We start from the raw sequence: 21,869 nt of genomic DNA on the forward strand, positions 1-21,869 counted from the left end.
TTTACGGTCTGGATTCGAATACGGAATACAACGTAGAATTCAAAAAAAGGAAAAAAAGTCTAGATTTTTTTGGTTCGTTTTTTCATCAATGGAAAAAATGAACAACATAAAAGATTGTCACATTGAGTGGTATTCTAGACTGAAAGGAAGGAGAATAGTATCGAGATTTTTTATAGTTTTAACGACTGCTAGATGCTAAAACAAGTTCAGCATAACATGTGTAATAGGTAGAATTAAAAGCCTAAAAAAATATATATTTAGAACAACAAAGAATAATAAGTTTCTTTACCGTCCCTATTCCCTAGTTTTAAACTCAAAACTAAAAATTAAAACATCAAAACTGCTAATGGTTTATTTTTTCTATAAATTAGCATTGTAATAAACAGATTAAATGAAAGGCATTATACTAGCTGGAGGGTCAGGAACGAGATTATACCCTATTACTAAAGGAGTATCTAAACAGTTACTTCCAGTATATGATAAACCAATGATTTATTATCCGTTATCGGTATTAATGTTGGCGGGAATTAAAGAAATATTAATTATCTCTACACCTGATGATTTACCTAGTTTTCAAAAGTTATTAGGAGATGGAAGTGACCTAGGAATTTATCTTAGTTATGCAGAACAACCTTCTCCAGATGGATTAGCACAAGCATTTATCATTGGGGAAGAATTTATAGGAAATGATGATGTATGCCTCATCTTAGGCGATAATATTTTTTATGGCCATGGGTTACCTGAAATGTTACAATCTGCAATTCAAAATATAAAAAACAACAATAAAGCTACTGTTTTTGGATACAATGTAAAAGATCCTCAACGTTATGGAGTAGTAGATTTTGACACTAACGGAAATGCTATTTCTATTATAGAAAAACCAGAAAACCCGAAATCAAATTATGCAGTGGTTGGACTCTATTTTTATCCAAATGATGTGATTCAAGTGGCAAAAAATGTAAAACCATCAAAAAGAGGAGAGTTAGAAATCACATCTGTAAATCAACATTATTTAGAAAACAATGAGTTAAAGGTTGAGTTAATGGGGCGTGGTTTTGCATGGTTAGATACTGGAACACACGACTCTTTATTAGAAGCGAGCCAGTTTATTGAAACCATAGAAAAACGTCAAGGATTAAAAGTAGCTTGCATAGAAGAAATAGCGCTGTATATGGGCTATATTAATAAAGAGCAAGTAAAAAAGTTAGCGGAACCTTTACAGAAAAATAGTTATGGACAATACTTACTTAATCTAGCAAAAGAATAAAGGATGATTTTTACAAAAACAGCTATTCCTGAAGTTGTCATTATTGAACCAAAAGTGTTTGGTGATCATAGAGGTTATTTTTTTGAATCGTTCAATCAAAAGGAATTTGAAGAAAATATCGGAAAGATAAATTTTGTACAGGATAACGAATCAAAATCTTCTTTTGGTGTATTGAGAGGATTGCATTTTCAAAAACCACCGTATACTCAAGCAAAGTTAGTGAGATGTGTCAAAGGAAAAGTGTTAGATGTTGCGGTTGATATCAGAAAAAAATCACCTACCTATGGAAAGCATGTAGTTGTAGAATTGTCAGAAGAGAATAAAAGACAATTATTCGTGCCTAGAGGTTTTGCCCATGGTTTTGTGGTAGTGTCTGATGAAGCTATTTTTTCTTACAAAGTAGATAATGTGTATGCTCCTGAATGTGATTCAGGAATTATATGGAACGACAGCAAGTTAAATATCGATTGGAATATTAGTGAAAGTGAGGTAAGGTTATCTGAGAAAGACCAAAAGTTACCAATGTTAGAAGAGTTAGAAAATCCTTTTATATAACAATAATGAATATTTTAGTTACAGGGGCGAATGGACAGCTTGGTTCAGAAATAAAAGAATTGTCTTTAAGTTATCCTAATTTTAGATTCTTTTTTGAAGACTCAAAAAGCTTAGATATTACAAATGCTGATCTTGTTGATAATTTTATAGAAAAATACAAGATTGATAGAGTTATCAATTGTGCAGCATATACTAACGTAGATAAAGCTGAAGAGGCTCTTGAAGAGGCTGAAAAGGTAAATGTTTTTGGAGTTGAAAATTTAGTTAACTCAATAAAAAGTAGAGGAGGGAAATTAATTCATATTTCTACCGATTATGTATTTAATGGTGAAAGTTTTTTACCTTATAAAGAAGAAGATAACATAGCCCCATTAGGAGTGTATGGTATAACAAAGAGAAGAGGAGAAGAGGTAGTAGAGTCTTCATCTATTGAAGCTATCATAATTAGAACTTCATGGCTATATTCCACCTACGGAAATAATTTTATGAAAACGATGATAAGGTTAGGGGAGGAAAAGGAATCACTAAATGTTGTTTATGATCAAATAGGAACACCAACTTATGCTAGAGATTTAGCGAAAGTTTGTTTGCATATTATTTCTTTGGATAGAAAGATAGATAGAGATTCAAAAATATATCATTTTTCAAATGAAGGTGTTACTTCATGGTATGATTTTGCAAAAGCAATTATGGAGTTCGGTAATTTACCATGTGCAATTAATCCAATAGAGTCAAAGGAATATAAAACATTGGCAAAACGACCTCATTATTCCGTATTGAATAAACAGAAAGTTAAAAATGATTTTACTATAGAAGTACCTTACTGGAGAGATTCTTTAAAAGAATGCATATTGAACATAAAACAAGTGAAATAATATGAAAAATATACTAGTTACAGGAGGAGCAGGTTTTATAGGTTCACATGTGGTACGCTTGTTTGTAAACAATTATCCTAATTATAATATTATTAATTTAGATCTTCTTACCTATGCTGGAAACCTTGAGAATTTAAAAGATATTGAAGGTAAACCAAATTATACGTTTATCAAGGCTGATATTTGTGATTATGATACTGTGGCCGATATTTTTTCAAAATACAAGATAGACGGGGTAATTCATTTAGCGGCTGAATCACATGTAGATCGTTCGATAAAAGATCCTTTCTCTTTTGCAAGAACGAATGTAATGGGAACTTTGAGCTTATTACAGGCAGCTAAAAACTATTGGGGAGGCAATTTTGAAGATAAATTATTTTATCATGTGTCTACTGATGAGGTTTACGGTTCTTTAGGTGATGAAGGTTTCTTTTTAGAAACCACAGCGTATGATCCGCATTCTCCTTATTCAGCTTCAAAGGCTTCGTCAGATCATTTTGTAAGAGCTTTTCATGACACATACGGTCTGCCAGTTGTAATTTCAAACTGTTCAAATAATTACGGGTCATATCAGTTTCCAGAAAAGTTAATTCCGTTGTTTATTAATAATATTTGTAACAACAAAGCATTACCTGTGTATGGAAAAGGAGATAATGTAAGAGACTGGTTGTTTGTAAACGATCATGCTAGAGCAATTGATGTAATTTTTCATAAAGGAAAATTAGGTGATACTTACAATATTGGAGGATTCAACGAATGGAAGAATATAGATTTAATTAAGGTGTTGATAAAAACCGTAGATAAGTTTTTAGGGAGAGAAGAAGGAGCCTCTGAGAAGTTAATAACGTATGTAACAGATAGAGCAGGACATGATTACCGTTACGCTATAGATTCTTCAAAATTGAAGAATGAGTTAGGTTGGGAACCCTCTTTACAATTTGAAGAAGGAATAGAAGAAACTGTAAAATGGTATTTAGAAAATGAAGATTGGGTAAAAAATGTTACCAGTGGAGAGTATCAAAAGTACTATCAACAAATGTATGAGTAGAAAACAAACTATTATAAAAAATACTTTTTGTCAAACTGAGTCCGTCGAAGTTTTTTATCGATGAAAAATTAAACTCCGTCATTACGATCCCGACACTTCAAGAGAAGTAATTTTTGTATTAATAGTTTGAGATAAACAGATAACTTCATTCGTATATTCCTTAATAATGACAAAAAAACAGGATATGTCATTTCGACCAAAGGGAGAAACCTTTAGGTTCAATGGAGTTAAACCTCAAACCCGACCTATTTTCCTTTTGGTAGAATTCAAGGTTATGGAGTACAAGAGAATCCAAAGAGTTACGGTCTGGATTCGAATACGGAATACAACGTAGAATTCAAAAAAAGGATAATAAGTCTAGATTTTTTTGGTTCGTTTTTTCATCAATGGAAAAAATGAACAACATAAAAAATTGTCAGATTGAGTGATATTCTAGACTGAAAGGAAGAAGGATAGTATCGAGATGTCTTCATAATTTGAATAACAACTATTTAGATTCGTTTTTTAGACAAGCAAAAAATGAATGGAATCAAAAATAAAATGCTCGTCATTGCGATCCCGACACTTCGGGAGAAGCAATCTCATGCATAAGAACGAAAAACCAACCCGATCTATTTTTCTTTTGGTAGAATTCAAGTTTATGGAGTACAAGAGAATCCAAAGAGTTTACGGTCTGGATTCGAATACGGAATACAACGTAGAATTCAAAAAAAGGATAATAAGTCTAGATTTTTTTGGTTCGTTTTTTCATCGATGGAAAAAAGAACAGCAAACAATGTAGGTGGTAAAAAATAAAAGTTATTACAATTAACGGACACTGAATGTAGTAGAAGTGTATAAATAAAAAACCGAAACTAATTAGTTTCGGTTTTTTTATTTAGTATAATCTTAAGTTTATCTCAATCTACTTAAGCTAAGGTCTTTGTTGTATTTAATCACAAATAAACCATTGTTACTGCCACTTCCAAATATTTTTTTATGGTAATCAAATTTGCTTTCAACGCGTAAAGAAACTCCTTCTTTAAAGGTACTGTCAAGGTTTTTACCAGAAGCTAAACGCATTAATATATCATATGTAATATCAAATCCTTTAATAGCATAATCAGAAGGAATGGTATTGTTTTTTAATAAATATTTTTCGGTAAACGTTTTTGTTTCTATAGCGTCTTCATCAGTAAAAGTATCAGAAACATAGGTGAAATTAATAGTAGCAAGTTTATTATTGTCAATTCGATAATAAGCATCTCCTTTGTTTGGCGAAAACACTTGAACATTAATCTCATCAGGTAAACCAATCATGCTATTTAAAGCGTCAGCAACCACAACATTATCATCAGAAGCAATAATTACCCAATTATGCCTTTTGGAAGACATTTTTCTTGTAAAACGTTCTCTCTTAATATATCCTTTTTCAGGTTTTAAGATATTGATGTTATTGATGCTATCATGTCGTTTTAACTCAGAAACAATTTTAGAAACCAAACGATTAGATTCACTCTTGTCATCACCAACTACAAAAATTTCTTGGTCTTTATAACTGTCTTTTAAATAAGAAGCTAAATAGTCTGCATACCTACTTTTTTCAGGTGCTGTTTTTACCAATTTAGAAGAGGTAAATTTTTCTTGGTTATTAGAATAGTGAGGAAAAATAACAGGAACATTTACTCCTTTTGCAACAACTTCAGCTTTGTCTGAATAGAAAGGACCTATAACAACATCGGTATTTTCTAATTTATTTTCGTTTAAAATAACATCGATGTTTTTTCCTCTATTACCAGTATCAAAAACATTTACATGTACGTTTACTCCTTGTTTTTTGATAGAATCAATAGCAATTTCTGCACCCATATAAAAATCAGTTACCATATTAGCTAATTGATTTTTTTCAAAAATATCTTTGCTTGATTTTTCTATATACTCATCAGCTCTAAAAGGTAGTAAAATCGCTAAATTGATAGATGTGTCTTCTTCTATAGAATCTTTGTAAAAAGTATAATTTTCAGCTTCGTTTACTTCTTCTATAGGTTTTATTTTTAATAATTGACCTATCGATAGCTTGTTATCTGCTAAATCAGGATATTCGGGATTTAAACGTAAAATATCTTCTTTTGAAACGTTGTAAAAACGAGTTAAACTATACATGGTTTCTTTGCTTTTAACTGTGTGGGTTAAAAACTTTTCTAAAACCTCTTCCTTGTCAATAGTAATTGTTTTTTTAATTTCTTTAACTTTTAGTACTTGACCGATACTCAAATTATTACTTTCAATATTAGTGTATTCAGGGTTGTACTTAATTAAATCATCTTTAGTAATTCCGTATTGTTTGGTAATTCGGTATACGGTTTCTCCTTTTTGAACTTCATGAGTTTCATACTCTACAATGGTTTGCTGAAAAACAGTGTCGTCTTCTTTTGTTTCAGGAGTAATTTCTTCGTTAGTAGCGTCAGAAGTTATCGTTTCGTTTTCTTTTTCTGAAGAAGGAGTAGATGTAGAAGTACTGTTTTTAAGTTTAGGATTAGGAATAACAATTACCGTATTGGCTTCAGGACGTCTGCTAACATCAGGATTTAAACGTAGTAAATCTTTTGTTTTCATATCCAAACGATCAGCAATATCACGCATGGTTTCTCCTTCTTGAACTTTATACGATACATAACGTTTTTGCTGTCCGCAAGAAACGGTAAAAGTTAAAATACAAACTAATAGTAAAAACTGTAATTTCTTCATCTACTCTTTTTTTATTTTTAATTTAATCGAGGGTTATTCCCATTCAATTGTTGCTGGTGGTTTAGAACTGATGTCATACACAACTCTATTCACACCTTTTACATTATTTATTATTTTATTTGATGTTTTTTGTAAAAACTCATAAGGTAAATTTACCCAATCAGCCGTCATACCATCGGTACTTTCAACTGCTCTTAAAGCAACTACCTTTTCGTAAGTTCTCTCATCACCCATAACTCCAACTGAGTTTACTGGTAATAAAATAGCACCTGCTTGCCATACTTTATCGTACAGTCCGCTTTCTTTCAATCCGTTGATGAACACAGCATCTACTTCTTGCAAAATACGAACTTTCTCAGCGGTAATATCACCTAAGATTCTGATAGCTAAACCAGGACCAGGGAAAGGGTGACGACCTAATAATTCTTTATCAATTCCCATAGAAGCACCTACACGACGTACTTCGTCTTTAAAAATCATACGTAAAGGTTCTACTACTTTCAATTTCATGAAATCTGGTAGACCACCTACGTTATGGTGACTTTTAATAGTTGCTGAAGGACCACCATTTACAGAAACTGATTCAATTACATCAGGATAAATCGTTCCTTGTGCTAGCCATTTGGCATCTTCTATTTGGTGTGCTTCATCGTCAAAAACATCGATAAAAACTTTACCAATGGCTTTACGCTTCGCTTCAGGATCACTTAATCCAGCTAATTCGCCCAAAAAGCGTGCCGAAGCATCTACACCTTTAACGTTTAATCCCATACCTTCGTATTGCTTTAATACATCGGTAAATTCATTTTTACGTAACAATCCGTTGTTTACGAAAATACAATGTAAATTGCTTCCGATAGCTTTGTGTAATAGAACAGCAGCTACGGTAGAATCTACACCACCAGATAATCCTAAAACAACTTTATCATCACCTATCTTTGCTTTTAACTCAGCAACGGTTTCGTCAACAAACGAATCTGGTGTCCAAGTTTGAGCAACTCCAGCTATAGTAACTAAAAAGTTTTGTAATAATTGTTTACCGTCAGTAGAATGATATACTTCTGGATGAAATTGTATTGCATAGGTAGTTTCACCTTCAATCTTATAAGCCGCATTTTCAACATCGTGCGTGCTTGCTAATAAGGTCCCTCCAGTAGGTAATTCTTTGATAGTGTCTGAATGACTCATCCAAACTTGACTTCCTTGTGAAATACCTTTAAAAAACTCTTCATTTTCTTTAATGAAAGATAAATTGGCTCTCCCATACTCACGAGTATTTGAAGGAGCTACTAATCCACCAGAAAAATGCGCTAAGTATTGCGCTCCGTAGCATACCGCTAATAAAGGTTTTTTACCTCTAATTTCAGATAAATCTGGATGTGGAGCTTCTTCTGAACGAACCGATGATGGACTTCCAGAAAGGATTACAGCTTTAAAATCGTTTAAGTTTTGTGGTATTTTGTTGTAAGGGTGAATTTCACAATAGATATTCAATTCTCTTACGCGGCGCGCAATTAACTGCGTGTATTGCGATCCGAAATCTAATATAAGTACGTTGTGTTGTTGCATGCGCAAAAATAGTACTTACATTTTAGATTTGCGAGAATATTTAACAAGAAATTCTTCCTATTTAAGAAACTTTAATACTTGTAAACAATTGCGTTAATATTCATACCTGCTCCGACAGAAGCAAGAATAATTACATCACCTTTATTTACTTCTTGGTTTTCAATGTTTCCTTTTAAAACTAAATCGAGTAGGGTAGGAACGGTTGCTACAGAACTATTTCCTAATTTATGAATACTCATAGGCATCACTCCTTCTGGAATAGGTTTTTTATATAAGCGATAAAAGCGTTTGATAATAGCTTCATCCATTTTTTCATTTGCTTGATGAATGAAAACTTTTTTAACATCATCAATAGAAACTCCGCTTTTGTCTAAAGCAGTTTGCATAGCTTTAGGAACGTTGGTTAAGGCAAATTCGTAAATTTTTCGTCCATGCATTTTAATATAACGAACGTCTTTGTCTTTGCTTTTATCGTTTGAGTTTCCGAAGAATAAATAATAAGCTTCATCTTTAGTAAAAGTTTGTGAAGCGTGACTTAAAATTCCACTGTCGTTTTTGTCAGTAGCTTCTACAATACAAGCACCTGCACCGTCGCTATAAATCATAGAGTCACGGTCATTGATGTCAACTACTCTCGACAAAGTTTCTCCACCAATAACCAAACATTTTTTTGCGATTCCTGCTTTGATAAAAGCTTGTGCTTGAATAACTCCCTCAATCCAACCAGGACATCCAAATAAAATATCGTAAGCTACACAATTTGGATTTTCAATTTGGAGTAAATACTTTACACGAGTGGCTAAGCTTGGAAGAATATCACTTTGAATAGCATCCTTTTTTACATCACCAAAATTATGTGCAAAAATGATATAATCTAATTCCTCTGGATTAATATTAGCATCTTCAATAGCTTTTTTTGCTGCAAAATAACCTAAATCAGAAGCTTTATATTCTTCTTTTGCATAACGACGCTCTTCAATACCGGTAATGGATTTGAATTTTTCAATAATTATAGGGTTGGGGTTATCAAAAGAGGTTCCGTCTGCATTTAAAAATACATGATTATTAAAGTTTGCATTCTCTTTTTTGATAGATGGAATGAAGGAACCTGTTCCTGTAATTACTGATAGTTTCATTAAAGTAAATGATTTTTAGGATTGAGTAATTACAAATAAAACATTTTTATTGACAATAACCTTTTTATTTACAGTCAATTTTAAAGATTTGTTAGATTCTTAAAAAAAGGAGGTTAAATTATTTTTTTAGAAATGAGCAATCACCTTTTTTATGATTTTGATGTTTAGGTACTTTATAAATAAGAGCTGTCAAAAGAAAATGGTAATAATGAAAGTAACGACTCTGTTTTTACAATTTGTCCAATTTCTCCCATAAATAGGATTTCAATCGGTTGTTTTTGATTGATTTCATATTCTGATAATGTTTGGCGACAAGCACCACAAGGACCAACAGGTTTATCAACCTTAGAGTTTTCAGAAGAAGCTGTTATAGCTATTTTTAGTACTTTCATGGTTGGATATTCAGAACCAGCTTTCCAAATAGCAACACGTTCGGCACACATGCCAGAAGGATAAGCAGCACTTTCTTGATTATTTCCTAAAATAACTTCTCCATTATCAAGTAATATTGCAGCGCCTACATTAAATTTTGAGTAAGGGGCATAGGCTTTTTGTCTAGCTTCAACTGCTTTTTCAAGTAAAAAAGCGTCTTCGGGTGATAATTGAGAAATATTATCAAAAACAATAGCGGAGGTGGTTACATTAATTTTCTTCATAATGAATAAATTAGTCAAAAAAAGCAGTCGGTTAGACTGCTTTTATATTCTGACACGAATTTATAAAAAAAATATGAGTTTTAATAAATTTCATAAAGCTCTCCTAAATCAAAAGAAAGAGAAAAGCGTAAGGTGTTTTCTAATGGGTTATTTACTTCTGCGGTATTGATTAAGTAAGATAAGTCAATGTTAAATGCCTTGGTAGCAAAACCAGCTCCTAAAGTAAAGTACTGACGTTGTCCTTTTTTAGGGCTCTCATGGAAATATCCAGTTCTTAAAGCAAAAGAATTATTGTATAAATATTCAGCACCTAAAGCCCAAGTGGTTTCTTGTAACTCTTCCTCAAAACTTCTATCTCCTAAAGAAGTAAACATTCCTTCAAACCAGCCTCTATCCGAATCGGGGTTGGAAGGAACCAATAGTTTTGTGAATTCTAAATTCAATCCGAAAATATTCATATCATCAAAAATAAAATCGAATCCACCACCAATTTTAGCATTGGTTGGAATAAAATTAGGGACACCAGGAGTATACTCTACTTTAGGCCCAATGTTGGCAATGTTAAATCCTAAGCGGTAACGACCGTTAAAACTTCCGTAGTTAGCTTCTTTTGATTGATAATAACCAGAAACATCAACAGCAAAAGAGTTAACAGCATCTATACTAGAATCATTACTTCTAATTTTATAATTAGAGTGTACATATTTTAAACCAATACCCATTGAGAAGGTTTCGCTCAGTTTTAAGGAATAAATTCCCGTAATAGCTAGCTCGTTTGGTTTTTCTGTACCATTAGAAATACCTCCTAGATCATATAACGCTACTTCTCCTAGAGAAAAATATTTTAAGTCTATACCCCAAGCAGATTTCTCACTGTATCTATTAACGTATGAGCCTCCACCAACAAAAATATCGTCAGTAAGGTTTCTAAGCCAAGGAGTGTAGTTAACACCAACGCTAATTCTATTTTGATTAAAAGCAGTTTTTGCAGGGTTGTGAAAAATTGCAAAAGCATCAGAAGATGTTGCAACACCAATGTCTCCCATACCACCAGCACGAGCATCGGGTGTAATCAATAAAAATGGCATTGCCGTTGTGTTTATTGATGTTTCATTTTGGGCTTGTACTTTGTTTTGAAGGGTAAAGCACACAAAAAATAATACGATCGATAATTTTTTCATGTAAAAATTTGATTAATTGTTTAGCAAATATATAATTTTAATTGAAGGATTATCGGGGTTTTATGTATACTTAGGGTTTAAATTGACTATTTTGGATTACTTTTCTGTATTACATAAACGATAAGACAAAGAATATATTATATAGTTGTTTTTAATTTACTTCTTATAATGTTAGAAATAATAAATTTTATAGGGTGGTTATTTTAATCTTTTTCTTAGATTCGTAATACTAAAGTGTAAAATGTATCGTTTGTAATCTAGCAAGGTTAAGGTTGCAAAAAGAGAATTTGTAGTTAAATTAGTTGTAAGAAATTAGAAATATTGTAAATTGCGACACCCTTAAAAAACAGTTTAAAATACATGAAAAGTACGTTAAAATTATTTAGTTTATTGGCGATCACTGGCTTGCTGATTACTTCTTGTAAGAGTAATGGAGGAAGTGGTTCAAGTAAATCCTCTCTAACTGGTTGGAACTTTAATGATCCTAGTTATGGTGGTTATTTAAAAGGGAAGTACAAAGAAGGTAAAAATGTTCCCCCTGGAATGGTTCATATTGAAGGTGGTACCTTTACTATGGGACTAGTACAAGATGACGTAATGTTTGATTGGAACACGACCCCTCAAAAAATGCACGTACGTTCTTTTTATATGGATGAAGTAGAGGTAACTAATGCAGAATATGGTTTATTTATGCAATATACTAAAGATGTGTTCCCTCCAGAAGATCCACAGTTTAAAAATATTTATCCTTCTATTTTACCAGACACCTTAGTTTGGAGAAAAGGTTTAGGAAATACAAACTTATTATCGGAGAGTTACTTACGTCACCCATCGTATGCAGAATATCCTGTGGTTGGTGTTAGCTGGATTCAAGCTAATAAATACTGTAAGTGGCGTACAAATGCATTAAACTTAAAGATTTTAATGGATAAAGGTGTAATTAAAAACATCTTTAAAGACGATTCATTAAGTTTTAAAGGACAAAATAATTTTGATACCGATACGTATTTAACGGATCCATATGCAATTTTTGATGGTGATTCGACTATTTATAAAAAAGGGATTCCTGTACCAAGAGTTAAAGGAGAACCAAAACCAGCGAAAGGATCGTTTACAGGAAGACAAGTAACTTCTTCAGATGGTATTTTAGCACAGAAATTTAGACTTCCTACAGAAGTTGAATGGGAATACGCAGCAAAAGCTATTTTTGAAAACCGTGAGTATAACAACATTAGAGGTAGAAAAAAATATGCTTGGAGTGGAAAGTATACACGTGATAGAGATAAGCGTAGAAGAGGAGATCAGTTAGCAAACTTTAAACAAGGAAAAGGAGACTATAGTGGTATAGCTGGATGGAGTAGTGATGGTTCTGATATTCCTAACGCAGTAAGAAGTTATCCTCCAAATGCATTCGGTTTATACGATATGTCTGGTAACGTTGCTGAATGGGTAGAGGATGTATACAGACCAATTATCGATTCAGAAGCAAATGACTTTAACTATTTTAGAGGAAATATTTTTACGAAAAAGTTAATCAACGAAGATGGTAAAGTTGTGATTGTTGGAGACGGAGAAGTAGAGTACGATACTTTAGAAAATGGTAGAATTGTAGCAAAAGATTTACCAGGAAGTGTGAAGTATATTCCAATTACTAAGGAAGATACGTACATGAGAAGAAACTATAACTTAGCGAATAACTCTAGTTTAGGGGATGGAGATCAAGCCTCTTCTAAGTTCTACGGATTAGATAAAGATCAATTAGACCGTTCGTCTAGAATGTATAACTCTCCTCAAAAACCAGAAGCTGAAGTAGATTCTTTAGGAAATGCTATAGAGAATTACAAATATGACGATAAGAGAAGAACTACGTTAATTAGTGATAAATCTAGAGTGTATAAAGGAGGTTCTTGGGCTGATAGAGAATATTGGTTAGATCCTGCACAAAGAAGATATTTCCCAGAGTATATGGCAACTAATTACATCGGATTTAGATGTGCTACTGATAAAATGGGACCAATGGTGTTAAACAAAAGAAAGACTGCAACACCAGATAAAGTAAAATAATTACAGTTTTAATTATAGAAAAAACCTCATTGAATCTCAATGAGGTTTTTTTATTTTTACAAGATGAAGATAGAAGATTTATATCAGTTATATAGCATTCACGGATTAGTTGATACTGATACCAGAAACATTAGACAAAACACAATTTTCTTTGCCCTAAAAGGAGAAAATTTTAATGGAAATAAGTTTGCTGAAGAAGCGATAGACAACGGAGCGAGTTATGCTGTAGTAGATGAAGAAGCTTACAATACTTCTGAAAAAACTATCTTGGTAGATAATGTTTTAGAAACGCTGCAAAAGCTAGCAAATTACCATCGTAATCAATTAGGATTGCCTATTATAGCGTTGACAGGAAGTAATGGTAAAACGACAACCAAAGAACTAATCAATGCTGTGCTTTCAACAAAGTATAAGACAACTGCTACCGTAGGAAATTTAAATAATCATATTGGTGTTCCATTGACTTTATTGTCAATGAATAGAGATACTGAAATTGGTATCGTAGAAATGGGAGCCAATCACCATAAAGAAATAGCTTTTTTATCTGAAATCGCAGGACCTGATTATGGGTATATAACTAATTTTGGAAGCGCACACTTAGAAGGGTTTGGTTCGCTTGAAGGCGTGGTAAAAGCAAAATCTGAGCTGTATGAATATCTTAGAAAACATAACAAAAAAGTAATAGTCAATCCTAACGATGCTAAACAAATAGAGCATACTAAAGGCATGGATAGTGTATGGTTTAGCAATGATATTAAGTATTTAGATGCAGATCCGTTAGTTAGATTTTCTTATCAAGAAAAAATAATAACAAGTAATTTAATAGGAGCATATAATTTTGCAAATATTTCTGCAGCTATTACAATAGGTAATTATTTTAAAGTTACTCTAGAACAAATTAAAGAAGCAATTGAAAACTATATTCCGTCGAATAATAGATCACAAGTTATAAAGACGGAAAGAAACACGATAATTTTAGATGCTTACAATGCAAATCCAACAAGTATGAAGGCTGCTTTAGAGAGTTTTGAAGCACTTAAATCAGCTCATAAAACAATTATTATAGGTGATATGTTTGAATTAGGAGAGCATAGTTCAAAAGAGCATCAAAAGATTGCAGATATAGTTCAGGAATTTAATTTCAACAGCGTGTTTTTAGTAGGAGAAAACTTTTACAAAACTACAACTGAATTCAAAAAGTTTAAAAACTTTACAGAGTTAGCAGAGTATCTGAAGTTTAACCCTATAAATAAAAGTACAATTTTAGTAAAAGGATCAAGAGGAATGGCTCTTGAAAGAGTAGTTGAGTTTTGTTAAAAGTTGTTGTTCCTATGAAATTCTACTAAATTATCGATTGGGCGTTGGATAACATCAGTAATAACTAGATTGTTTTTAGCAGCTACTTTCTCTAAAATATCTCTGAAATAGTAAGCAACTGACCCAATGAAGTAAATAGGTGTCTTTATGTCTTTCTTAAAAGGAAGAACTCTATAATAAAAGAAATCTTGTAATCCTTTTTTTATCATTTTTCTGATGTATTTTTCTTCTTTATGTTCAAACATAAAACGGGTAAAAGAAGCTAGATACATATTAGCGTTTGGTTTTCTGTACAAGTTCATTTTTACGATATCCGTATCCAATTCAAAAGAACTTTTAAATGCTGTAGCTATTTTTTTAGGCATTTTTTTATAGTAATAATCACGAAGGAGTTGTTTTCCGAAGTAATTACCGCTAGCTTCATCCATAAGAGTGTAACCAAGAGAAGGAGCTGTAGTAGTCATTTTTTTCCCATCAAAATAACAGCTATTTGAGCCTGTTCCTAAAATACACACAATACCAGGATTATTTCCAGAACTAGCATATACAGCAGCCAAAGTATCTTCAGAAACAAAAACAGTAGCTTTTTCAAAAACTGATTTTAAAACTTGCTGTAAATTTTCAGAAGCCTTAGGGCTACCACAACCTGCTCCATAGAAATGGATTTGTTGCACTTCGTTTTGTATTGAAAGTAAATCTTCTGTATTGTTTATTGTACGTAGTATTTCTTCTTTTGTGAGTACAGAAGGGTTTAAACCTAAAGAAGTAGTTCTAAAAACTTCTTTTTTGTGCTTATTAAGTGCAATCCAATCAGCTTTTGTAGAGCCGCCATCCGCAATTAAAATCATATACTTTATCTATTACACTCCAAAGATATAGTATCATGATGAAATGACAGTAATTAATTTGGTGTATAAGTGAAAAAGGAATAGATTTTGTTACTGTTTGATAAATATTATTCGTTTATTTTTGTAGCTAAATATATTATTTCGCCTTACTATGTTTTTTTTCAAGAAAAAGGAACTTCCATTAAATGAAGTTTTTCCAGATGGTTTTGTAGATATTCACTCACATTTGTTACCAGGGATTGATGATGGAGCAAAAGATTTAGAGCATTCAATTTCGTTAATTTCTAAAATGTATTCTTACGGAATTAAAAACATTATAACTACACCTCATGTTTTGGGTGATGTATATCCTAATTCTTCAGAAACAATAAACAATAAGTTAGAAGAAGTAAGGATTGAGTTGAAAAAGCAAGGATTTCATGATGTGAATATAAATGCAGCTGCTGAATACATGATGGATGAACGTTTTGTAGAGCGCTTAAAAGCAGATGATATTTTGACATTAAAAGATAATTATGTTTTAGTAGAAATGTCTTACTTCAATGCTCCTTATAACCTATATGATATTTTGTTTGAGATTCAATTAAAAGGATATAAACCTGTTTTGGCACATCCTGAGCGATATAATTTTTATCATGGCGATTTTCAGAATTTTTATAAATTAAAAAAGGCAGGTTGCGTTTTTCAATTGAATTTATTGTCGTTGACAGAACAATACGGAAAAGGAGTACAGAAAACAGCTCAGAAGTTATTAAATGAGAATATGTATGATTTTGTTGGAACTGATACGCACCATCACAATCATTTAAAACTTTTACAAAAAATAGGAAATGTGAAAACAAAAAAGCAAATAGAGCATTTGCTAAATAATAATAAACAATTTATACAAAAAAAGGAAGCTATATAGCTTCCTTTTTTGTCTTCTTTTAGTTTTTTATTAATTAACTAAATATTTTTTTATACCAAGGTTTATCATCATCTAGGTCAGCTCCATATCCATATCCATATCCATAGCCATAACCATATCCATAACCACGCTTTAAATCTGTATCATTTAATACGATTGCTAGGTTAGGTAACTTTTTGTCTTTATACAAGGTTTGCGGAACAATTAACATTCGTTTATCCAAATAATTAGCTCTAGTTACATACATTACAAGGTCTGCATATTTAGCAATTAGAAGGGTATCAGTAACTAAGCTTACGTGAGCAGTATCAATAATCACATAATCATACTGTGCTTCTAATTCAGTAAATAACTGTTCTATTTTGTCGGTCATTAGTAGTTCTGCAGGGTTAGGAGGAATAGCCCCTGAAGAGATAATATCCAAATTAGGGATTTCATCAATTGAAAACTTTAATGAATCTATCGTAATAGAATCATCTGTAATGTAGTTTGTAACTCCTTTCCTTTCAGGAAGTTCAAGGTATTCGATAATTTTAGGGGCTCTTAAGTCTAATCCAGCTAAAACCACTTTTTTTCCTGATAATGATAAAGAGGCTGCTAAGTTAATAGATGTAAACGATTTTCCCTCTCCACTAGTAGTTGAAGTAATAAAGATAGTTTTAGCTTTATTTTCTTCTTTTTTAGGAAGCATAAAATCAAGGTTTGTCCTTATTAATCTGAAGGCTTCAGCTGTACCAGAACGAGCACCTGAGTTGATAACTATCTTTTCTTTTATTTCAGAATGTGGAATATCTCCTAAGAAAGGTATTGAAGTTAAATCTGCAATATCTTTTCTAGTATGAACTTTTGTGTCTAATAAATCTCTTAAGTAAATAAAAATGAAAGGAATTATTAAACCTAATAATAACGCAGCCAAATAGATGATTTTTCTTTTAGGGCTTACAGGAATGTCAGAACCATAAGCTTTATCGATAATTTTAGCGTTAGGAACTGCAGTTGCAGCCAAAGAAATAGCAGTTTCTTCTTTTTTCTTCAATAAATAAGAGTATAAACCTGCAATAATTTCTTGTTGGCGAGCTATGTCTAAGAACTCTCTTTCTCTAGTAGGAATAGAAGAGATTTTTGTATTAAAGCGAGATGCTTCATGTTGCAAGCTATTAACTTTTACTTGCAATGAACGAATAGTATTTTCAAGACTTCTCTTTAGAGAATATTTTAAGCTAGAAAGATTTTCTTGAACATTAATAAGTACAGTGTTTTTTGATCCAGCACTTTTTTCTAAACGTTTTTGTTGAGCTATTAATTGATTATATTCGTTAATAGATGCTGATATATTAGCGTCTTCTAGACCTAAGTTAGTAGGTAGATAATCGTTATTATCTAATTCTTTAGTTAAAGATTTTGCTAAGTTTAATTCGGTGCTAACTTCAATTAATTTTTTGCGGTTCTCAGTGTTTGTTTGTAAAACTAATTGTGCTTCAGACTCAATATCTGTTATGTTGTTTTTGTTTTTAAATGTTTCAACATTATTGTCTAATTTTCCTAGTTCTTTAGCTACATTATTTAAGCGATTAGAGATAAACTCTTTTGTTTTTTCAGAAACTTCCTTTTTATCATTAATAGCGTCTAAGTTATATTGCTTAACTAATTCGTCTAAAACATCTTCAGCTTTTTCTTTAATTGAGGATTGTAATGATAATTTTAAAACATTTGATTTCTTACCAACAGGAGAAATGTTTATGCTGTTTTGGTAACTTCCTATAATTTTATGAATTGGATGTATTAAAATTTTGATATTTTGGTTTATGTTAGAGTCATTAAAATCAACGTTTTTTTCAATTTTGAAGCTACCTAAGTTGTCGTTTTTTATTACTTTATTAAATGAGTTTTCTGAAATAAGATTACCTTCATTGTCTATTAAACGATACTTTTCATTAGATAAAATTTTAATATTAATTATAGTGCTTTGATCATATGAGGTTGAATCAGTTTGTGTGAAAAAAATAGGAGACTCTTTATAAACTTCTGTTTCTTTAATTCTTCCTTCAGTTATATATATAATATTTAACTCTAATGATTTAATAACATCATTTATAAGCTTACGAGACTTAATGATTTCTATTTCATTATCTATATTTTTATTACTACCACCTATAATACCTATATCTTCAAAAGCGGCAAGTTCTTCAGAAACACCTCCTTGTTTGTCATTTTTAATTAAAATAGTAGTTGAAGCATTATATATTGGAGTACTATACCTTAAATATAAATAAGCACCAACAAGAGAAATAAAAACACCTAAAACAAACCATTTCCAATGGATTAAGTATTTTTCTACTTCAGCTCGAATATTAATAGTATCGTTGTTATCTAATTGCGGGGAATATTGTTCGTTATTCATAGCAATATTATCTTGTTAGAATTGAAATTAATGATATGATTATAGAGCCTAAGGATATAAATAGACCAGTATTTCTATTATAAACAGCATCCTGTGAAGATGATTTATTAGGTTCCACATATATCACATCGTTTTGCTGTAGGTAATAAACAGGTGAGTTGAAGATTTTATTAGAGCGTAAATCTAATTTATAAGTTTTAATTTGATTATCTTCTTCCCTTTTAACTTTAATAGTTCTAATCCCTGACATGTTTAAATCACCTGCTAAACCAATTGCCTCTATAACTGAAATGCGTTCGTTTGGAATAGTAAATCTTCCAGGGTTTTTCACATCACCAAGAACAGTTATTGAAAAATTTGTAATTTTAATGTTAACTGTAGGGTTTTTAACATAATCAGGAGATAATTTTTTTTTAAATAATTCAATCGCTTCAACTCTAGTTAAACTGGCTAATTTTAATTCTCCTAATATAGGATAATCAATATATCCATTGTTATTAATTAAATAAGAATGTTGAGGAGTTCCTGATACATTTGTATTGGTTGCAGAACTAGAGGTTAAGTTAAAAGGTTTTACAGCTTCTATATCTAAAGCTGAAATAGTTATTTGTACTAAATCACCAGGTTTAAAAATTGTTTTATAATTTATTTTTGATTGATCAACTTCATCATTTTGAAAATAAACAATATCTTTCTTAGAAGCACAAGACGTTATAGATAGAATAATAATAGCTAAAACAATTTTTGAAACTTTTTGCATTGACTAAATTTTTGGCGAAATTACTAATTTAATTTTTAGAAGCAATATCTAATTTTTCATAGATAGAATTATTAGATATATATTCAGGAACAATTTCTTTGATAAGTAAGACTGTCTCTCGGTTATTATGACTTTGGTTAGATAAACACAGCTCTTGTATTTTGGAATTAACAAACGTATAATCGATATTTTGGTTTTTGGCAATCATGATTTTTTCATGATAAGTAGGAGTCGTGTTTTCACCATCAGCCAAGAGTTCTTCATACAGTTTTTCTCCAGGGCGTAGGCCGGTTATTTTTATATCAATATCATCAGGGTATTGTAATCCGGATAAATAAATCATTCTTTTAGCGATATCGTATATTTTTACAGACTTTCCCATGTCGAAAATATAAATTTCACCACCTTTTCCCATTGTTCCTGCTTCTAAAACTAATTGACAAGCTTCAGGAATAGTCATGAAGTATCGAGTAATATCTTTATGGGTAACCGTCAAAGGACCTCCATTTTCAATTTGACGTTTAAAAAGAGGAATAACAGAACCATTAGATCCTAAAACATTACCAAAACGAGTAGTTGTAAATTTTGTTGTATGGTTTTTAGAGTTACTTAGGCAACTTATGTACATTTCGGCAACGCGTTTTGTAGCTCCCATTACATTGGTAGGGTTTACAGCTTTATCTGTAGATACCATTACAAAACGTTCAATCTTATGTTTTATTGATAAGTCAGCAATGTTTTTTGTACCTCCAATGTTAATTTTTACAGCTTCATAAGGACTCATTTCCATTAAAGGGACATGTTTATATGCTGCGGCGTGAAAAACTTTTTGAGGTTTAAACTCTTCAAAAATTTCATTCATTCTTACTTCATCTCTAACGTCAGCTACGATAGAGGTAAAGTTTTTACAATCTTTTTGAATGAGTTCTTGTTGAAGGTCGTACAAAGGAGATTCAGCATGATCTACTAATACCAAATGTTTATGGTTGTATACGCTTAATTGACGAGAAATTTCTGAACCTATTGATCCAGCGGCACCAGTAACTAAAATTACTTTGTCGTTCACTTCTCTTTTAACAATAGGATTATCAATAGAGATAGGTTTTCTATCTAATAAGTCTTCAATTTTAACTTGTTTAATTTGGTTGGCTTCTAAATCGCCATCAATCCATTTTGATAAAGGAGGTACAATTTTTACCTGAACTCCTAGTTCGAGCAGTTTGTCAGTTAAATATAAAAGTTTTTCAGATTTTATATTTTGAATAGATATAATGATTTCATCAATTTGTTTGTCTTGTATGAAGGTTTTATTGATTACTTTTTTGCTATATATTTTTATTCGGTCTAATTTTTTGCCAATTTTCTTTGGGTCATCATCAACAAAACCAATAACTTCATATTTATTTTTGGTATCCCTGTTTAAAGCTCCGTAAGTTATCAGTCCAGAATCTCCAGCTCCATAAATCAAAACATTTGTGATCGATTTTAATTCGGTAGAAATAATCTCATAAAATGCTTTAAATACATACCTGCTAATAACTAAAAGAATAACAGAAATCAAATAATGAATAATAAGTATTGATTTCGGAATTGTAAAATTTGGAACTATTTTTAGAAGGTTGTTAATTAATACAAGGCTTGTAGTAATAATAAAAAGTAAGGTTACACCAATAAAAACATTAAAGGCATCTCTTGTTCCTGTATGACGGACAATTCCTTTATAAGAACCAACAGTGATAAAACTAATAAGAGCAATAAAAGCTATAAAAGGAATTTGAAAGAATAGGTTTTCTACCTCAAAATTTAAGCTAGCATTAAAACGTACTGTATAGGCTAAAATAAAGGAAATACAAACTAAAGTAATGTCTATAATTAGAACAACCCATCTAGAAGCGTACCTGTCAAAAGCTTTTAAAAATAAACTCTTAATCATTGTTGATTTTTGTTAGCAAATAAAGGTACAAAATATAAAATGAACAAATTAAGGAAGAATTAAATCTTCTTCATTTGTTGCTTCATCATTTGCATCTGCTCTTTAAGCATTCCATGCTTATCCAGTTTTTTAGCTTCAGCCATTAAATTTGTAGCTTCTCTTTTTCTACGTTTAGTCATTGCTATTCCTGCTAACTGTAATTTAGCCATGGCTAAATCATGATCCATAGCTAAACCTAATTTAACAGCTTTCTTTAAATACTTTTCAGCTTGAGTTATGTTCGTTTGAGATAACATAATTCCGTGTAAGTAGTTATAGTAACCTTCTTGCTTTCTAGTTAATGCTGCTGAAGGATTTTTAATATATCCTAGCCATTTTTGTGCCCCTGGAAAGTTTTGTTTACGTAGCTGTAAAAAAGCTAAAAGAATAAATTCGTTTTTGAAGTAAAATAAAATAAATAGTCCAGCAAGTAAAAGTATTGATATTCCATTCATTATATGCCCTTGGGTAAATTCATACACAGACCATACAGTTATTAATGCAGCTAGAGCTAATTTTATATTTTTATTGAACATAATTGTTTTTTCTTTTTGTCGGTTTGCAAAAATACATTTTTTAACAGAAA

Annotated in this window: 17 protein-coding genes; 7 read left to right on the plus strand and 10 right to left on the minus strand. The window is 31.3% G+C overall.

All coding sequences use genetic code 11. The annotated features are described in order from the left end of the window. Nucleotides 1–391 precede the first annotated feature (391 nt). The 4 genes from rfbA to rfbB are packed head-to-tail and all read left to right on the plus strand — an operon-like array spanning nt 392 to nt 3,745. Nucleotides 392–1,267: a glucose-1-phosphate thymidylyltransferase RfbA gene (gene rfbA / locus N534_RS0112265; RefSeq protein ID WP_028892768.1), complete on the plus strand. Its 876-nt coding sequence runs from the start codon at nt 392–394 to the stop codon at nt 1,265–1,267. A gap of 3 nt (nt 1,268–1,270) precedes the next feature. Beyond that, on the plus strand, nt 1,271–1,822 hold the full coding sequence (gene rfbC, locus N534_RS0112270) for a dTDP-4-dehydrorhamnose 3,5-epimerase (protein WP_028892769.1): 552 nt from the start codon (nt 1,271–1,273) through the stop codon (nt 1,820–1,822). A gap of 5 nt (nt 1,823–1,827) precedes the next feature. Then, nucleotides 1,828–2,697 (plus strand): dTDP-4-dehydrorhamnose reductase, encoded by an 870-nt coding sequence (gene rfbD, locus N534_RS0112275; RefSeq protein ID WP_028892770.1) that lies wholly within the window; start codon nt 1,828–1,830, stop codon nt 2,695–2,697. A gap of 1 nt (nt 2,698) precedes the next feature. After that, nucleotides 2,699–3,745, plus strand: coding sequence for a dTDP-glucose 4,6-dehydratase (gene rfbB, locus N534_RS0112280; protein ID WP_028892771.1), 1,047 nt, complete (start codon nt 2,699–2,701; stop codon nt 3,743–3,745). An 894-nt stretch (nt 3,746–4,639) separates the two neighbouring features. On the opposite strand, the gene N534_RS0112290 is transcribed toward rfbB, so the two are convergent. The 5 genes from N534_RS0112290 to porV form a co-directional block, all read right to left on the minus strand. Beyond that, on the minus strand, nt 4,640–6,472 hold the full coding sequence (locus tag N534_RS0112290; protein ID WP_028892772.1) for a LysM peptidoglycan-binding domain-containing protein: 1,833 nt from the start codon (nt 6,470–6,472) through the stop codon (nt 4,640–4,642). 33 nt (nt 6,473–6,505) lie between these two features. Further along, nucleotides 6,506–8,041, minus strand: a complete 1,536-nt coding sequence (gene guaA / locus N534_RS0112295) for a glutamine-hydrolyzing GMP synthase (RefSeq protein WP_028892773.1) — start codon at nt 8,039–8,041, stop codon at nt 6,506–6,508. A 71-nt stretch (nt 8,042–8,112) separates the two neighbouring features. Further along, nucleotides 8,113–9,177 (minus strand): 3-oxoacyl-ACP synthase III family protein, encoded by a 1,065-nt coding sequence (locus N534_RS0112300; protein ID WP_028892774.1) that lies wholly within the window; start codon nt 9,175–9,177, stop codon nt 8,113–8,115. A 173-nt stretch (nt 9,178–9,350) separates the two neighbouring features. Next, nucleotides 9,351–9,833: a cytidine deaminase gene (cdd, locus tag N534_RS0112305; protein WP_028892775.1), complete on the minus strand. Its 483-nt coding sequence runs from the start codon at nt 9,831–9,833 to the stop codon at nt 9,351–9,353. Nucleotides 9,834–9,913: 80 nt separating this feature from the next. Further along, nucleotides 9,914–11,014, minus strand: a complete 1,101-nt coding sequence (gene porV / locus N534_RS0112310; protein WP_028892776.1) for a type IX secretion system outer membrane channel protein PorV — start codon at nt 11,012–11,014, stop codon at nt 9,914–9,916. A 360-nt stretch (nt 11,015–11,374) separates the two neighbouring features. On the opposite strand from porV, the gene gldJ reads away from it, so the two are divergent. Then, complete coding sequence (gene gldJ / locus N534_RS0112315) at nt 11,375–13,078, plus strand: gliding motility lipoprotein GldJ (RefSeq protein ID WP_028892777.1); 1,704 nt, start codon at nt 11,375–11,377, stop codon at nt 13,076–13,078. A 63-nt stretch (nt 13,079–13,141) separates the two neighbouring features. Further along, entirely contained in the window at nt 13,142–14,395 is a 1,254-nt protein-coding gene (murF, locus tag N534_RS0112320; protein ID WP_028892778.1) for a UDP-N-acetylmuramoyl-tripeptide--D-alanyl-D-alanine ligase, read from the plus strand. Here the strand turns inward: murF and N534_RS0112325 are convergent. Beyond that, a complete protein-coding gene (locus N534_RS0112325; RefSeq protein ID WP_028892779.1) occupies nt 14,392–15,243 on the minus strand; it encodes an N-acetylglucosamine kinase in 852 nt (283 codons plus the stop codon). The two genes, murF and N534_RS0112325, sit on opposite strands and share 4 nt — an antisense overlap. Before the next feature lie 151 nt (nt 15,244–15,394). On the opposite strand from N534_RS0112325, the gene N534_RS0112330 reads away from it, so the two are divergent. Then, on the plus strand, nt 15,395–16,150 hold the full coding sequence (locus tag N534_RS0112330) for a tyrosine-protein phosphatase (protein ID WP_028892780.1): 756 nt from the start codon (nt 15,395–15,397) through the stop codon (nt 16,148–16,150). Nucleotides 16,151–16,184: 34 nt separating this feature from the next. Here N534_RS0112330 and N534_RS0112335 read toward each other — a convergent pair whose 3' ends face one another. From N534_RS0112335 to N534_RS0112350, 4 genes are read right to left on the minus strand one after another with little or no spacing between them, the layout of a single operon-like run. Further along, the gene (locus N534_RS0112335) at nt 16,185–18,551 is read right to left on the minus strand and encodes a tyrosine-protein kinase (RefSeq protein WP_028892781.1); all 2,367 of its coding nucleotides are present in this window, start codon (nt 18,549–18,551) and stop codon (nt 16,185–16,187) included. A 7-nt stretch (nt 18,552–18,558) separates the two neighbouring features. Beyond that, the gene (locus N534_RS0112340; RefSeq protein WP_028892782.1) at nt 18,559–19,311 is read right to left on the minus strand and encodes a polysaccharide biosynthesis/export family protein; all 753 of its coding nucleotides are present in this window, start codon (nt 19,309–19,311) and stop codon (nt 18,559–18,561) included. Nucleotides 19,312–19,339: 28 nt separating this feature from the next. Continuing rightward, nucleotides 19,340–21,244, minus strand: coding sequence for a nucleoside-diphosphate sugar epimerase/dehydratase (locus tag N534_RS0112345; RefSeq protein WP_028892783.1), 1,905 nt, complete (start codon nt 21,242–21,244; stop codon nt 19,340–19,342). Between the two features lie 59 nt (nt 21,245–21,303). Next, nucleotides 21,304–21,819, minus strand: coding sequence for a hypothetical protein (locus N534_RS0112350; protein WP_028892784.1), 516 nt, complete (start codon nt 21,817–21,819; stop codon nt 21,304–21,306). Nucleotides 21,820–21,869 lie beyond the last annotated feature (50 nt).

Source organism: Tenacibaculum sp. 47A_GOM-205m (genome assembly GCF_000518405.1).
Lineage (GTDB): Bacteria > Bacteroidota > Bacteroidia > Flavobacteriales > Flavobacteriaceae > Polaribacter > Polaribacter lutimaris.

Coding starts and splice junctions, on each gene's coding strand:
- rfbA (WP_028892768.1), top strand. CDS start 392: ATGAAAGGCATTATACTAGCTGGAGGGTCAGGAACGAGATTATACCCT.
- rfbC (WP_028892769.1), top strand. CDS start 1,271: ATGATTTTTACAAAAACAGCTATTCCTGAAGTTGTCATTATTGAACCA.
- rfbD (WP_028892770.1), top strand. CDS start 1,828: ATGAATATTTTAGTTACAGGGGCGAATGGACAGCTTGGTTCAGAAATA.
- rfbB (WP_028892771.1), top strand. CDS start 2,699: ATGAAAAATATACTAGTTACAGGAGGAGCAGGTTTTATAGGTTCACAT.
- N534_RS0112290 (WP_028892772.1), bottom strand. CDS start 6,472: ATGAAGAAATTACAGTTTTTACTATTAGTTTGTATTTTAACTTTTACC.
- guaA (WP_028892773.1), bottom strand. CDS start 8,041: ATGCAACAACACAACGTACTTATATTAGATTTCGGATCGCAATACACG.
- N534_RS0112300 (WP_028892774.1), bottom strand. CDS start 9,177: ATGAAACTATCAGTAATTACAGGAACAGGTTCCTTCATTCCATCTATC.
- cdd (WP_028892775.1), bottom strand. CDS start 9,833: ATGAAGAAAATTAATGTAACCACCTCCGCTATTGTTTTTGATAATATT.
- porV (WP_028892776.1), bottom strand. CDS start 11,014: ATGAAAAAATTATCGATCGTATTATTTTTTGTGTGCTTTACCCTTCAA.
- gldJ (WP_028892777.1), top strand. CDS start 11,375: ATGAAAAGTACGTTAAAATTATTTAGTTTATTGGCGATCACTGGCTTG.
- murF (WP_028892778.1), top strand. CDS start 13,142: ATGAAGATAGAAGATTTATATCAGTTATATAGCATTCACGGATTAGTT.
- N534_RS0112325 (WP_028892779.1), bottom strand. CDS start 15,243: ATGATTTTAATTGCGGATGGCGGCTCTACAAAAGCTGATTGGATTGCA.
- N534_RS0112330 (WP_028892780.1), top strand. CDS start 15,395: ATGTTTTTTTTCAAGAAAAAGGAACTTCCATTAAATGAAGTTTTTCCA.
- N534_RS0112335 (WP_028892781.1), bottom strand. CDS start 18,551: ATGAATAACGAACAATATTCCCCGCAATTAGATAACAACGATACTATT.
- N534_RS0112340 (WP_028892782.1), bottom strand. CDS start 19,311: ATGCAAAAAGTTTCAAAAATTGTTTTAGCTATTATTATTCTATCTATA.
- N534_RS0112345 (WP_028892783.1), bottom strand. CDS start 21,244: ATGATTAAGAGTTTATTTTTAAAAGCTTTTGACAGGTACGCTTCTAGA.
- N534_RS0112350 (WP_028892784.1), bottom strand. CDS start 21,819: ATGTTCAATAAAAATATAAAATTAGCTCTAGCTGCATTAATAACTGTA.